Origin of the sequence: Rhodoferax sp. U11-2br (assembly GCF_018619435.1) — a bacterium.
Taxonomy (GTDB): domain Bacteria; phylum Pseudomonadota; class Gammaproteobacteria; order Burkholderiales; family Burkholderiaceae_C; genus Rhodoferax.
The window spans coordinates 38944-52738 of record NZ_JAHFZF010000002.1 but is presented as its reverse complement, the minus strand read 5'-3'; the positions used below and the strand labels follow the sequence as shown (position 1 = coordinate 52738).

General features: G+C 60.2%; 10 protein-coding genes. 5 read left to right on the top strand and 5 right to left on the bottom strand.

The features are described 5' to 3' along the window. Positions 1-40 precede the first annotated feature (40 nt). The 4 genes from KKO72_RS01545 to dnaA all read right to left on the bottom strand — a co-directional run bounded on the left by KKO72_RS01545 (position 41) and on the right by dnaA (position 7191). Positions 41-1648: a heparinase II/III family protein gene (locus KKO72_RS01545; protein WP_214934799.1), complete on the bottom strand. Its 1608-nt coding sequence runs from the start codon at positions 1646-1648 to the stop codon at positions 41-43. Positions 1649-1852: 204 nt separating this feature from the next. Continuing rightward, positions 1853-4456, bottom strand: a complete 2604-nt coding sequence (gene gyrB, locus KKO72_RS01540; RefSeq protein WP_214934797.1) for a DNA topoisomerase (ATP-hydrolyzing) subunit B — start codon at positions 4454-4456, stop codon at positions 1853-1855. Between the two features lie 149 nt (positions 4457-4605). Further along, positions 4606-5712 (bottom strand): DNA polymerase III subunit beta, encoded by a 1107-nt coding sequence (gene dnaN, locus KKO72_RS01535; protein ID WP_180126010.1) that lies wholly within the window; start codon positions 5710-5712, stop codon positions 4606-4608. A gap of 69 nt (positions 5713-5781) precedes the next feature. Beyond that, the gene (gene dnaA / locus KKO72_RS01530) at positions 5782-7191 is read right to left on the bottom strand and encodes a chromosomal replication initiator protein DnaA (RefSeq protein WP_214934795.1); all 1410 of its coding nucleotides are present in this window, start codon (positions 7189-7191) and stop codon (positions 5782-5784) included. 273 nt (positions 7192-7464) lie between these two features. Here dnaA and rpmH point away from each other — a divergent pair, with 273 nt between their 5' ends. Genes rpmH through yidC form a run of 4 tightly spaced genes read left to right on the top strand, consistent with a single transcriptional unit; the run spans position 7465 to position 10048 of the window. Then, a complete protein-coding gene (gene rpmH, locus KKO72_RS01525; protein WP_006299042.1) occupies positions 7465-7599 on the top strand; it encodes a 50S ribosomal protein L34 in 135 nt (44 codons plus the stop codon). Positions 7600-7653: 54 nt separating this feature from the next. Then, positions 7654-8058: a ribonuclease P protein component gene (locus KKO72_RS01520; RefSeq protein WP_214934793.1), complete on the top strand. Its 405-nt coding sequence runs from the start codon at positions 7654-7656 to the stop codon at positions 8056-8058. Next, positions 8055-8339: a membrane protein insertion efficiency factor YidD gene (gene yidD / locus KKO72_RS01515; protein ID WP_078364899.1), complete on the top strand. Its 285-nt coding sequence runs from the start codon at positions 8055-8057 to the stop codon at positions 8337-8339. Before KKO72_RS01520 ends, yidD begins: the two co-directional genes overlap by 4 nt. After that, positions 8336-10048, top strand: coding sequence for a membrane protein insertase YidC (gene yidC, locus KKO72_RS01510; RefSeq protein WP_214934791.1), 1713 nt, complete (start codon positions 8336-8338; stop codon positions 10046-10048). The genes yidD and yidC overlap by 4 nt, the downstream gene beginning before the upstream one ends. 59 nt (positions 10049-10107) lie before the next feature. Here yidC and KKO72_RS01505 read toward each other — a convergent pair whose 3' ends face one another. Further along, complete coding sequence (locus KKO72_RS01505; RefSeq protein ID WP_078364897.1) at positions 10108-10566, bottom strand: Lrp/AsnC ligand binding domain-containing protein; 459 nt, start codon at positions 10564-10566, stop codon at positions 10108-10110. A 164-nt stretch (positions 10567-10730) separates the two neighbouring features. On the opposite strand from KKO72_RS01505, the gene KKO72_RS01500 reads away from it, so the two are divergent. Further along, positions 10731-13736, top strand: coding sequence for an L-glutamate gamma-semialdehyde dehydrogenase (locus tag KKO72_RS01500; RefSeq protein WP_214934789.1), 3006 nt, complete (start codon positions 10731-10733; stop codon positions 13734-13736). Positions 13737-13795: the final 59 nt, after the last annotated feature.

The following is a 13795-nucleotide window of genomic DNA, read 5'->3' as shown; positions in this document are numbered from 1 at the left end:
TGCCCCCTCAAACCCATGGCCCACAGCCTCCCCTCACCCATCAAGCGCGGGAAAATGTGGTGCTCAGTTTCCAGCTGCCATCTGCCGCTGCTTGCCCTGTGACGGTTAATTGCCTGACATTGGGGTTGGGCGCGTCATAGTCCCGCTGGGGGGCGGAGATGTCCGTCACCTCCAACTGCAGTCCGGTGCCTTCAAACTGTATGGCCAGGCGCTTACCTTTTTGTGAGAGAAACACCCGGTGGCCGTCGATGTGGACCTCGGCCTCGGTGTTGATGGCCCATCGGACCAGGGAGCCAGCCTGTGCGCCTTGAATCTCGTCACTCAAAAGCACCGCATCGTCCATGAAGCGGACGCGGCGCGTGGCCTGTTTGACTTGGCCGGGAAGCAGCGCGGGGGTGAGGTCGATCAGCGCTTCGCGCGCTTCAAGCATCCGCAAACTCGCCATGCCCGTGGCGTTGTGCGGCTGCCCCTGGAGTGTCAGCGTGTTGTGGGCTTGCGCTGACAGTCTGAACACTTGCCAGCGGCTGGCGTTTTGCTTCATGTTCCACAGGTCGATGCCTCGGGACTCCAAGCTGTTGTAGTCCTGCATGCCCAGGTCTTTGACCCATCTGACGCCGTCCAGATCCAGCACAAAGCTACCGGCATCCATGTGCGCATGGTTGTGCGCGGCACCCCCCGCCTTGATCGCCAGCCACAAGGCGTTGGGGTCTGTCCAGGACGAGCGCCAGATCGCCACGGGCTGGTCGCCTTGACCGGAAAAGTCCGTTGGAGAGACCTTTCCGGCTGTTTCCATGGGCCACCAGAGTGCGGACAAGGGTGCAAAACGGTCAGACATACCCCGCTTGGCCCGGATCATCTGCCGCATCGCGGTCAGCAGGGCAGGTTGCGCCAGTTCGCGCGCCAGATACACCAAAGCACAGGGGAATCCCGGTCCTTCATTGCTGTCTGCAAAATCAAAGGTTTTGCCCGATGGGCCAATCGCGTGGGCATAAAACTCTGCACTGCGCTTGAAGCCTGGCGCACTCAGAATGTCCCAATCGGTGCCCTTGGCGGTGCGCAGGGCTGCGATGAGCAACACCGAATAGCAGGTTCCGTAGTCCCAATACCCCGGGCCTTCGGGGTAAACGCCGTCGGGACGGTAGGCATGCAGACCAATGGAGACATCTCGTTTGGCCGCAGCAAGAAGGTCTGTCGCCAGCGAAGCCTGGTCCTCTTCTACCGCGAGCGCGCCAAGCGCCATGCCGCCAATACAGACCTGATTCCAGTTGTTTTTGGCCTTGAAGGTTGAATGGCCATGCCGGGCTTGTGTGATGCCTTTGTCGATGATGGCGCCGCGTAGGGTGGCGCGGTCTGCAGTCGTCAAGTCATCCCAAAGCCAGTCATAGGCCAAGGCCATGCCGGCCGTCATTTCAGCAACATCGAGGTAATGCGCTGGGTGCCAGTCGCTGAAGCTGGCCACGTTGAGCATTTCCTGCCGTGCGCGGTCAAAGAACACTGGTTCACCAGTCACCCGGTAGGCAAAGGCCCACTGCAGGCTGCGGCGGATGAATTCCCGGGAGACACCCAGAAGCCGACGGCCCTCCAGCTGACGCGCCAACGGCGCAAGACCGATGTCCTTGCGCGCCCGATCCAGCAAGGTCGTTGCCAAGCGATCCAGATCAGGATCTGCCCGGCGACGTGTGTCCAGAGAAGACCAGTCGTCCCGTGTTGTGAGCAGCTTAGGGTGAGGCGCAGACGCCGCCAAACTGGCAGCCATCACGCCCCTGGGCCTCGTCAGCAACAGGAGTAATGGGCCTGCCGTTGCCAGTAATTGCCGACGACAGAGCGCCACAATACTTGCCCAACAACGACATTAAATATCGATGTTGCCCGCCCGCAGCGCGTTGGTTTCGATAAATTCTCGCCTTGGCTCTACTTCATCACCCATCAGCATGGTGAACACCTTGTCGGCCTCGATCGCGTCGTCAATCTGCACCCGCAGCAAGGTGCGCACGGCCGGGTCCATGGTGGTTTCCCACAGCTGTTCGGGGTTCATTTCGCCCAGCCCTTTGTAGCGCTGGCGGCTGGTGGCGCCTTCGGCCTGGGTGATGAGCCAGTCCATGGCTTCGCGGAAATCCGCCACTTTTTGCTCTTTTTGGCGCTCGCCTTCGCCACGTGTGACCTTGGCGCCTACGCCCAGCAAGCCCTTGAAGGTTTTGGCGGCTTCGGCCAGCGCACCGTAGTCCGCGCCGTGGACAAAGTCTTGTGTGAGCACGCTGCTCTTGATGTTGCCATGTAAGCGGCGGCTGATGCGCAGAATCGGTTTGTCGGTGCGCGCGTCAAACTCCCCGGCCACCTCGGCATCGGGCAAGAAGGCCTGCATCGCGGCGGCAGAGACTTCGGCATCGGCCACGGTGTCGAGGTTGAGCGCCACGCCGTCGGCAATGGCGCGCAGGGCCGACACATCCATGAAGTTACCCAGGCGGGCAATCACGGTCTGCGCCACCTGGTGTTTGCGTGCCAGCTCGGTCAGGGTGTCACCCGTGAGCGATGTGTTGGCCTCACCACCGGTGTGGACGGTGGCGTTCACCAGGGCCACACGCAGCAGGAAGTTGTCCAGGTCGGTCGGGCCTTGCAGGTACAGCTCTTCGCGCCCGGCCTTGACCTTGTACAGCGGCGGCTGGGCGATGTAGATGTGGCCACGCTCCACCAGCTCGGGCATCTGGCGGTAGAAGAAGGTCAGCAGCAGGGTGCGGATGTGGGCGCCGTCCACGTCGGCATCGGTCATGATGATGATGCGGTGGTAACGCAGCTTGGCCACGTCAAAGTCGTCGTTGCCAGTGCTGCCCCCTGCTTTGCCAATGCCGGTGCCTAGAGCGGTGATCAGGGTCAGGATTTCGTTGCTGGTCAGCAGTTTTTCGTAGCGCGCTTTTTCCACATTCAGGATCTTGCCGCGCAGCGGCAGGATCGCCTGGAACTTGCGGTCACGCCCCTGCTTAGCGGAGCCACCGGCGGAGTCCCCTTCGACGATGTAGATCTCGCACATGGCTGGGTCTTTTTCCTGGCAGTCAGCCAGTTTGCCGGGCAGGCCCATGCCGTCAAGCACACCTTTGCGGCGTGTCATGTCGCGTGCTTTGCGGGCGGCTTCGCGGGCGCGCGCGGCTTCGATGATCTTGCCAACGATGATCTTGGCGTCGGCCGGGCGCTCTTGCAGGTAGTCGTACAGCAGCTTGGAGACGATGTCTTCCACCGGGCCGCGCACCTCCGATGACACCAGCTTGTCCTTGGTCTGGCTGCTGAACTTGGGCTCGGGCACCTTGACTGAGAGCACGCAGGTCAGGCCTTCGCGCATGTCGTCGCCGGTGACTTCGACCTTGGCTTTTTTGGCGATTTCGGTGTCGTCGATGTATTTGTTGATGACCCGGGTCATGGCGGCACGCAGGCCGGTCAGGTGGGTGCCACCATCACGCTGGGGGATGTTGTTGGTGAAACACAGCACTTGTTCGTTGTAGCCGCTGTTCCACTGCATCGCCACTTCCACACCGATGTTGGTGTTCTGGTCACTCTGGCGGTCACCCAGGGCGTGGAAGATGTTGGGGTTGAGGATGGTTTTGCCCTTGTTGATGAAGTTGACAAAACCACGCACGCCGTCCGCGCCGGAAAAGTCGTCTTCTTTGCCGGTGCGCTCGTCTTTCAGGCGGATGCGCACACCGTGGTTCAAAAAGCTCAGTTCGCGCAGGCGCTTGGCCAGCACGTCGTAGTGGAAGTCGTTGTTTTGCTGGAAGATGTCGGTGTCGGGCAAGAAGTGCACCTCGGTACCGCGGCGTTCTGTGTCACCAATGACCTTCATCGGCGAGACCTCGATGCCGTCTTGCACATCGGTGATGCGGTTTTGCACAAAACCCTTGCTGAATTCGAGCACATGCACTTTGCCATCGCGGCGCACCGTGAGGCGCAGCATTTTGGAGAGGGCATTGACACAACTCACACCCACACCGTGCAAGCCGCCAGACACCTTGTAGCTGTTCTGGTTGAACTTGCCACCGGCGTGTAACTCGGTCAGCGCGATTTCGGCCGCCGATCGCTTGGGCTCGTGTTTGTCGTCCATCTTGACGCCGGTGGGGATACCGCGCCCGTTGTCCACCACCGACACCGAGTTGTCGGCGTGGATGGTGACCAGAATGTCGTCGCAATGGCCTGCCAGCGACTCGTCAATCGAGTTGTCCACCACCTCAAACACCAGGTGGTGCAGGCCGGTGCCGTCGGATGTGTCGCCGATGTACATGCCCGGGCGTTTGCGCACCGCTTCCAGGCCTTCGAGGATCTGGATCGAGCCTTCGCCGTAGGCCTCGGAGGCGCCGGCCTGGTGCGCGTCGATGGTGGGCTGATAGTTGGAGCTGTCAGCGCTGCCTTCACCCGTGTGAACCCCGCTGTCGGTGGCTTCAGGGGCAGGGATGGGCTTGTTTTCTTCGGTCATGACACACTCTTGATCAGGTTAGACAGGCTTTTGGCGGTCAGCGCTGTCGCAAAACATCGTAAATTTGGGGGAGTCTGGAAACATCAAACCCGCAAGGAACAAGCTGCTCATCGCGGGTTTGGTGGGGTGCACGGGTGCAGCCTGTGCGTCTAGATTCGCATGGGCATCACCACGTACTTGAACGTGTCGTTGTCGGGAATGGTCAGCAAGGCCGAACTGTTGCCGTCGGAGAGTTCAATCTTGACCATCTCCTGGCTCATGTTGGACAGCGCATCAATCAGGTAGGTCACGTTGAAACCAATTTCGATGCTGTCACCGCTGTAGTCGATGTCCAGCTCGTCCACGGCTTCTTCCTGCTCGGCGTTGTTGGCGGCCACACGCAGGGTGCCGGGGTCGATGTTCAGGCGCACACCCTTGAACTTGTCGCTGGTCAGGATGGCGGTGCGCTGCAGGGTGGACAGCAACGCCGCACGGCCCAGGGTGATGCCGTTTTGGTGGTTGCGCGGGATGACGCGGTTGTAGTCCGGGAACTTGCCCTCCACCAGCTTGGTGACAAACTCCATGCCGTCAAAGCTGAATTTGGCCTGGTTGTTGGCAAACTGCATCTCGATGGCGCCTTCGGCATCACTGAGCAGGCGCTGCAATTCCAGCACCGTCTTGCGCGGCAGGATCACCTCTTGTTTGGGCACTTCCACATCCAGCGTGGCGCTGGCAAACGCCAGGCGGTGACCGTCGGTGGAGACCAGGCTCAGCTGCTGGCCTTCGGCCACAAACAGGATGCCGTTGAGGTAATAACGGATGTCGTGCACGGCCATGGCAAAAGACACCTGGCTGAGCAGGTTCTTGAGAGTCTTTTGCGGCACGCTGAACACCGGGCCAAAGTTGGCCGACTCCTGCACCAGCGGGAAGTCTTCGGCGGGCATGGTCTGCAGTGTGAACTTGCTCTTGCCACCTTTGAGGATCAGCTTGGCCGCGCTGGATTCAAGGGACACCACCTGGTCGCTGGGCATGCTGCGCAGGATGTCGATGAGTTTGCGCGCACCCACGGTGGTGGTGAAGTCGCCGGTATCACCGCCCAGATCGGCAGTGGTGCGGATCTGGATCTCGAGGTCGCTGGTGGTGAGCTGCACGCTGGCGCCGGTTTTGCGCAGCATGATGTTGGCCAGAATCGGCAGGGTATGACGCCGCTCCACAATGCCGGAGACTGCCTGCAGCACGGAGAGCACTTTACTTTGGGTGTCTTTGATCACAATCATGTTGTCTTCTTCCGGTCTGTTTCTAATGGATTGGTCGATGTGTTGCGGCTATTTTCCCACTCATTTGTTTCAACCTTTGAGGGTCTGCTCCAGCACGTGCAACTGCTGGTTGAGCTCCGTCAATTGTTGGCGTTCCCCCCCTATTTTTCGCACCGCATGCAACACCGTGGTGTGGTCGCGCCCGCCAAACAACTCGCCGATTTCCGGCAGGCTCTTTTGTGTCAACTCCTTGGCCAGGTACATGGCAATCTGGCGCGGCCGGGCGATGCTGGCCGGGCGCTTTTTGGAGTACATGTCGGCGATCTTGATTTTGTAGTAGTCGGCCACCGTTTTCTGGATGTTTTCCACAGAAATCTGCCTGTTCTGGATCGACAGAAGGTCGCGTAGCGCCTCGCGTGCCAGCGCAATCGAGATCTCTTTCTGGTTGAAGCGTGAATAGGCCAGAATTTTGCGCAGGGCGCCTTCAAGCTCGCGCACGTTCGAGCGCACATTCTTGGCGACAAAAAACGCCACCTCTTCCGGCATCACGATGCCTTCGGCATGTGCCTTGTTGATCAGAATCGCCACCCGCATTTCCAGCTCGGGCGGCTCGATGGCCACCGTCAAACCCGAATCAAAGCGCGAGACGAGTCGCTCGTGGATGTCGGCCAGGCCTTTGGGGTAGGTGTCGCTGGTCATCACGATGTGTGATTTGCGGGCCAGCAAGGCCTCAAAGGCGTTGAAAAACTCTTCCTGGGTGCGTTCCTTGTTTGCAAAAAACTGCACGTCATCGATCAGCAGCAGGTCCAGCGAGTGGTAACGCTCTTTGAACTCGTCGAACGCTTTGCGCTGGTAGGCTTTCACCACATCGGTCACAAATTGTTCGGCATGGATGTAGAGCACCTTGGCGTTGGGTCGCTCACTGATCAGCTGGTTACCCACAGCGTGCATCAAATGGGTTTTGCCCAAGCCGACACCGCCGTAAATGAACAGTGGGTTGTACAGATGGCCGGGCATACCAGCCACATGCATGGCTGCAGCGCGCGCCATGCGGTTGGCACTACCCTCGACCAGGGCGTCAAAGGTCAACGCGGCATTGAGCCGGCTTTTGAGGGGCTCGTTGCTGTTGCTGTTGTCCGGTCTGGGGGCGGCCGCCTGGCCCGGCGCATTGGCGGGTTTACCGAGCAGGGGTGCCCTGGGGGTCGGCTCACGTGCGGCCAAAGCCAGTTCAATGCTGACGGGTTGCCCGGTGAGGCGCTCCATCAGGGCGGCCAGGCGGGCGCTGTATTGCGCCCGGATCCAGTCCATCTTGAAACGGTTGGCGACAAAAATCGTGACTTTAGACAGGTCGTCAGAGACCTGTGCTGTCAGTGGTTTGATCCAGGTCTGGAACTGTTGGTCAGGCAACTCCTGCGCCAGTTGTTCGATGCAGGTCTGCCAAAAATCGGGGCTGGCCAGGACCTCGTGGGTGTCTGGCTGCGGTGGGGATCCCTGCGTCATGTGGTGTCAGCTTGGTGTGGATAGTTTTAAATTGTTGTGCCCTGTATTCTAATTTATCAAAGCCTTATCCACACCCCGTGGCAACCCGCAAATCTTGCTGCTGGCAGGCAGTTGCGAGCATCGATGAAAGTAGTAGTGAACCGCTGGTCACAAAAATTTGCGATAATCTGCGGTTCCCTGAACATTTCAGGAGAAAACCGAACGTCGGTTGATTTGGCACGGGCACTTGTTCCGTGGAGCAATCAGCTGCTTTAGCCTCTTAGGATTTCCAAAATGAAACGCACATACCAACCCTCCAAAATTCGTCGCGCTCGCACCCACGGCTTTTTGGTCCGCATGAAAACCCGTGGCGGCCGCGCTGTGATCAATGCGCGCCGCGCCAAGGGTCGCAAGCGTCTGGCTGTCTAAATCCCGTCGCGAGATGGGTCAGCGGCTGTCCAGCCTTCTCCACGCGGCCTGACCTTGCAGCGTCTTGCAAACCGCCCACAGTTCCAGGCGGTATTGGCTGGCTCCACTTTGGCGCGAACCCCTCACTTTGCCTTGCATTGCGTGGCCCTGCATGCCAACCAAACCGATGAAGCCCGTCAGCCACTGTTCGCGGTGGACGATGTCTGGCTGGGCGCCATGGTGCCCAAACGCTGGGCCAAACGTGCGGTCACCCGCAATACCATCAAGCGCCAGGTGTACGCCGTGAGTCAGGACTTTGCCTCTTCCCTGACGCGGTCTGCCCATGTGGTGCGACTGCGCAGCGGTTTTGATCGCCAGCACTTTGTCAGTGCCACATCTGAGGTGCTGAAAGCGGCGGTGCGCAGTGAGTTGCAGCAGTTGTTTGCTCGGGCCGTGGCAGCACGCCCGCAACAGCCATGATGGCGCGTCTGTTGATCGGCCTGGTCAAAGGCTACCGGCTGTTTTTGAGCCCGTCGCTGGGGTCGGCTTGTCGTTTTGAGCCGACCTGTTCTGCGTATGCCCTGCAAGCTTTGCAAACCCATGGTGCGGCCCAAGGCAGCTACCTCACGCTCAGGCGTCTGGGGCGTTGCCATCCTTGGTGTGAGGGGGGGCTCGACCCCGTCCCGCCGCCCAACACTGTTTCTCCGCGTCGCCTGTTGACCCGGTTGATCTCAACTTCCCCTGAAAAGAAGTCTTCATGAACGATATTCGGCGCACTATGTTGTGGGTGGTCTTTGGCATGTCTCTGGTCATGCTATGGGACCAATGGCAGGTCTACAACGGGCGAAAAACGACCTTTTTCCCGAGCCCGACCCCGGTGGTGGCCCAAGGTGCCAGCGCAACTCCGGCCAGTGGCGTGCCAAGCGCGGTACCCACTGCTGCAAATACTGCAGCTAATAGCTCAGATATAGCCAAGGCTACGAGCGGTTTGCCTGCACAAGATGTGGCGAAAGTCGCGCATGAGCAAGTGGTTGTCCAGAACGATGTGCTGAAGGTCACCTTTGACACCGAAGGTGGTTCGGTGGTGCGTACCGAGTTCCTCAAACACATCGACATGGCGGACAAGTCCCGCAACTTTGTGTTGCTCGATGACAGCCCATCGCGGGTTTACCTGGCCCAGTCGGGTCTGATTGCGGCCAACGGCGGCCCGGCTTTGCCCACCCACAAGGCCGTGATGACCCTGGCACCCGGTGAGCGCAGCCTCAAAGACGGCAGCCAGTCGCTCGAAGTGCGGTTTGAATCACCTGAGGTTGGTGGTGTCAAGCTGGTCAAGACCTACACCTTCCAACGCGGCAGTTATGCCCTGGCGGTGAAACACGAGATTGTGAATGTGGGTAACTCGCCCGTGGTGCCTCAGCTGTACCTGCAATTGGTGCGTGACGGTAACAAGCCGCCGGGTGAGTCAAGCTTCTACTCCACCTTCACCGGCCCGGCGATTTACACCGATGCCAAGAAGTACCAAAAAGTGACCTTTGAAGACATCGAGAAGAACAAGGTCGATGTCGAAAAAACCGCTACCAACGGTTATGTGGCCATGGTGCAGCATTACTTTGCCAGCGCTTGGCTGCTCGGTGATGGCATCCACCGTGACCTGTTCCTGCGCAAGGTTGACACCAATTTGTACTCGGTGGGCATGATTGCACCGCTGGCCGAGCTGGCACCGGGTGAACGCAAGACACTCGACACCACCTTGTTTGCCGGCCCGCAAGAAGAAGGTGTGCTGAGCTCCCTGACCCCGGGTCTGGAGTTGGTCAAGGACTACGGCTGGCTGACCATGCTGGCCAAGCCGCTGTACTGGTTGCTGGTCCAGCTGCACAGCGTGATTGCCAACTGGGGTTGGTCGATCATGGCGCTGGTGCTGCTGCTCAAGATCGCGTTTTACTGGCTCAATGCCAAGGCCTATGCCAGCATGGCCAAGATGAAGGCGGTCAATCCTAAGGTGACCGAGATGCGCGAGCGCCTCAAGGACAACCCGCAAAAGATGCAGCAGGAGATGATGCGCATCTACCGCGAGGAGAAAGTCAACCCCTTGGGCGGCTGCTTCCCGATCATGATCCAGATTCCGGTGTTCATTGCGCTGTACTGGGTGTTGTTGTCGAGTGTGGAAATGCGCAACACACCGTGGCTGGGCTGGATCCATGACTTGTCCTCACCCGATCCGTTCTACATCCTGCCGATCATCATGACGCTGACCACGGTGTTGCAGACCTCGCTGAACCCGGCACCGCCAGACCCCTTGCAAGCCAAGATGATGTGGTTCATGCCGCTGGCCTTCAGCGTGATGTTCTTCTTCTTCCCCTCGGGCCTGGTGTTGTACTGGATCACCAACAACATCTTGTCGATTGCCCAGCAGTGGGTCATCAACACCCGCATGGGTGTGCCACCGAAGTTCCATTTCCCGAAGTTCTAAACCCCTAAGCGCCAGCGCAACACACCTGTTGAGCTGGCGCAGCACCATCCGGGGGCCGGTTACACCGGCAAGTGGGTGGTGTTCTTGACCTCTTCCATCACCGCATACGTGCGTGTCTCGCGCACACCCGGCAGCTGCCACAACACGGTGCCAGCAAACTCGCGGTAGGCATTCATATCGGCCATGCGGGTTTTAAGCAGGTAGTCAAAGCCACCGGCCACCATGTGGCACTCCAAAATCTCGGCGCGCACCTGCACCGCTGCCTTGAAGGCCTCAAACACGTTGGGTGTGGTTTTGTCCAGCAGCACCTCCACAAACACCATCAGCCCGGCACCCAGTTTGACCGGGTCCAGCCGCGCCTCGTAGCCTTGAATCACGCCGTCTTTGGTCAGCCGCTGCACCCGCGCCAGCACGGCGGTGGGTGACAGGGTGACCAGTTCGGCCAGTTTGAGGTTGCTGATGCGGCCATCCTCTTGCAAGGCGTGCAGGATTTTGCGGTCAATGCGGTCGAGTTCCATGGTGTTCGGGGATTTGTCTTGTCTCAGTGGCGGTCAGAGCGTCTCAACATGCCCGGTAACGCCGGATAGATGAATTAATCACTATATCAAATCAAAAATAAGGTGAAAAATTCACCATATAAACCGACAACATAGCGCTTTTATTTGTTGCCGGAGTTTTCCCCATGTTGCTGACCCAACGCTTGCCTGAACCGTATCGTCCCGAAGCCGCCATCGTTGCCCAGCGGCTGACTTCCCTGGGCCAAGCGCTGGACTGGGTGGCCGTGGCCCGCGTGGCCGCACCCTGGGTGCAGGCGGTGCGCGACAACCCACCGCCGTTCTGGGCGATGGAAAGCCTGCTCAAGGAGTACCCGATCAGCAGTGCCGAGGGTCTGGCCCTGATGCGTCTGGCCGAAGCCCTGCTGCGTGTGCCCGATGCTGAAACCGCCATCGCGCTGACCGCCGACCAGCTGGGCCGCGCGGACTTTGAGGGCAGCAGCGACAAGGTGATCTCGCGCCTGTCGAGCACTGCCATCGCGCTGAGCAAACACTTCCTGCCCACGATGGGTGGCAAGGCTGGTGAACCCGGTCTGCTGGCCAAGCTGGGCGCGCGCACCGTGGTGGCTGCGACTTTGCGTGCGGTGCAGTTGCTGGGCCGCCAGTTTGTGCTGGGCCAGACCATGGCTGAGGGCATGGCTGAAGCGGTATCGGCCAAAAAGAAGACACCCAATTTGCGCTACAGCTACGACATGCTGGGTGAAGGCTCTCGCACCGATGCCGATGCGCTGACCCATTTGAAGAGTTACCAAAATGCTATTGCCGCGATAGCTACCACCTCAAGCACGACAGGGGCTTGTGAGGATAATGATGGTATATCCATCAAACTCAGCGCCTTGCACCCGCGTTATGAATACGCCCAGGTGGACCGGGTTTTGGCCGAGCTGGTGCCACGCGTCTGGGGCCTGTGCGAGCAAGCGGCGCGCGCCAACATCAACCTGACCATCGACGCCGAAGAGGTGGAGCGCCTGGAACTCTCGCTGGCCGTGTTCGAGGCGCTGCTGGCCAAGGTGGCCGAGCACTGCCCGCAGTGGCGCGGTTTTGGCCTGGCAATGCAGTCCTACCAAACCAATGCGCTGGAGTTGGTCCAGCATGTGATCGCCCTGGCGCGCCAGTACAAGCTGCGCTTGATGTGCCGCCTGGTCAAAGGTGCGTATTGGGACGCCGAAATCAAACGCGCCCAGGAGCTGGGCCTGCCCCACTACCCTGTGTTCACCCACAAACACCACACCGATGTGTCCTACCTGGCCTGTGCCAAGGCGCTGCTGGAGGCGCCCGACGCGCTCTACCCGCAATTTGCCAGCCACAACGCCGCCACCATCGCCGCCATTTTGCAGATGGCAGACAAGACAGGTGCCCCGTTTGAATTGCAGCGCCTGCACGGCATGGGTGAAGGCGTCCACGACGAGGTGCTCAAAAATCCGCAGATCGCCTGCCGCGTCTACGCCCCGGTTGGCGCCCACAAGGACCTGCTGGCCTACCTGGTGCGCCGCCTGCTGGAAAACGGCGCCAACTCCTCGTTTGTGCACCAGCTTGCTGATGAAACCCTGCCGGTTGCTGACCTGCTGGTCTCACCGCTGCGCCAGGAACCCCATCCGTCGCTGCCTCTGCCATTGGCCTTGTTTGGCACACAGCGTCCCAACAGCGGCGGCCTGGACCTGACCGTGCCCGCGATGCGCGACAGCCTGTTGGCCGCCTACGCCAGAACGCAGGTGCCCAGTGTGTCGGTGTTTGATGCCAAATTGGTCTCTGGCCCTCTAGCAATAAGCACTACCAGCTACAAAACGTGGAGCAAGATGGCGGTGGCTGAGCGCGCCGCCACGCTGCGAAAGTCTGCCGATGCGCTGCAGTCCCAGCTGCCGCAGTTCTGTGCCTTGTTGGTCAAAGAAGCTTTCAAGACCTGGAACGACGCCATCAGCGAGGTGCGCGAAGCCATCGACTTCCTGCGTTATTACGCGACCCAGGCCGAGGCCATCATGCAGCCGCGAACCCTGCCGGGCAAAGAGGGCAACACGGTGCTGGGCATCACCGGTGAAAGCAACGAGCTGTTTTTGACGGGCCGTGGCGCCTGGGTTTGTATCAGTCCCTGGAACTTCCCGCTGGCCATCTTCACCGGCCAGATCGCCGCCGCCCTGGTCACCGGCAACACCGTGCTGGCCAAACCGGCCGAACAAACCCCTGGTGTGGCGCTGGCGATGGTCAAACTGATGCACGCCGCTGGCGTGCCCGAAGGTGCGTTGCAGCTCTTGCACGGCCCGGGTGAAACCGTCGGTGCCGTCCTGGTGGCCGCGCCGGGTGTGGCCGGTGTGGTGTTCACCGGCAGCACCCAGGTTGCCAAAACCATCAACCGGGCGCTGGCCGCCAAAGATGGCCCCATCGTGCCGCTGATCGCCGAAACCGGTGGCATCAATGCCATGCTGGTCGACAGCACCGCGCTGCCCGAGCAGGTGTGCGACGCGGTGATGCAGTCGGCCTTCCGTAGCGCGGGCCAACGCTGCTCAGCCTTGCGCCTGCTGTGCCTGCACGAAGAAATTGCCGACCATGTGATCGAGATGATCTGCGGCGCCGCACGCGAATTGGTCACGGGTGACCCGTCCGACTTGGCCACCGATCTGGGTCCGGTGATCGACGCCGAGGCCTTTGCTGGTATCCAGCAACAGCTGAAGCGTTTGGACTCAGAGGCAAAACGCCTTCCAGCCCAATCAGAAAAAACGCAAGCAGCTACAAATAAAGTTGCAAACCTGATTGCGCCGCAAGCCTATGAGGTGGCGAACATCAGCGACCTGAAGCAGGAAATTTTTGGCCCGGTGTTGCACATCGTGCGCTGGACCGGTGACCCGCTCAAAGTTATCGAGCAGATCAACGGACTCGGTTACGGCCTGACGATTGGCATCCAGACCCGCATCGACAGCCGCGCTCAAGCCCTGGCGCACGCCGCCCACATTGGCAACGTCTACATCAACCGCAACCAGATCGGCGCGGTGGTGGGGGTGCAGCCGTTTGGCGGCGAAGGCCTGTCAGGCACCGGCCCCAAAGCCGGTGGCCCGCACTACCTGTACCGATTCTGCGCCGAGCAGACCATCACCATCAACACCACGGCGGCGGGGGGGAATGCGGCTTTGCTGGCGGGGTGAGCCACAAGGAACGCAGCGATTGGGTTGAGGTGGCTGCGGTGCCCAAGAGGGGGTAGTCG

What these genes read in the sequence shown, in the direction of transcription:
- gyrB (WP_214934797.1), bottom strand. Translation starts at nt 4,456, where the DNA reads ATGACCGAAGAAAACAAGCCCATCCCTGCCCCTGAAGCCACCGACAGC.
- dnaN (WP_180126010.1), bottom strand. Translation starts at nt 5,712, where the DNA reads ATGATTGTGATCAAAGACACCCAAAGTAAAGTGCTCTCCGTGCTGCAG.
- dnaA (WP_214934795.1), bottom strand. Translation starts at nt 7,191, where the DNA reads ATGACGCAGGGATCCCCACCGCAGCCAGACACCCACGAGGTCCTGGCC.
- rpmH (WP_006299042.1), top strand. Translation starts at nt 7,465, where the DNA reads ATGAAACGCACATACCAACCCTCCAAAATTCGTCGCGCTCGCACCCAC.
- yidD (WP_078364899.1), top strand. Translation starts at nt 8,055, where the DNA reads ATGATGGCGCGTCTGTTGATCGGCCTGGTCAAAGGCTACCGGCTGTTT.
- yidC (WP_214934791.1), top strand. Translation starts at nt 8,336, where the DNA reads ATGAACGATATTCGGCGCACTATGTTGTGGGTGGTCTTTGGCATGTCT.
- KKO72_RS01505 (WP_078364897.1), bottom strand. Translation starts at nt 10,566, where the DNA reads ATGGAACTCGACCGCATTGACCGCAAAATCCTGCACGCCTTGCAAGAG.
- KKO72_RS01500 (WP_214934789.1), top strand. Translation starts at nt 10,731, where the DNA reads ATGTTGCTGACCCAACGCTTGCCTGAACCGTATCGTCCCGAAGCCGCC.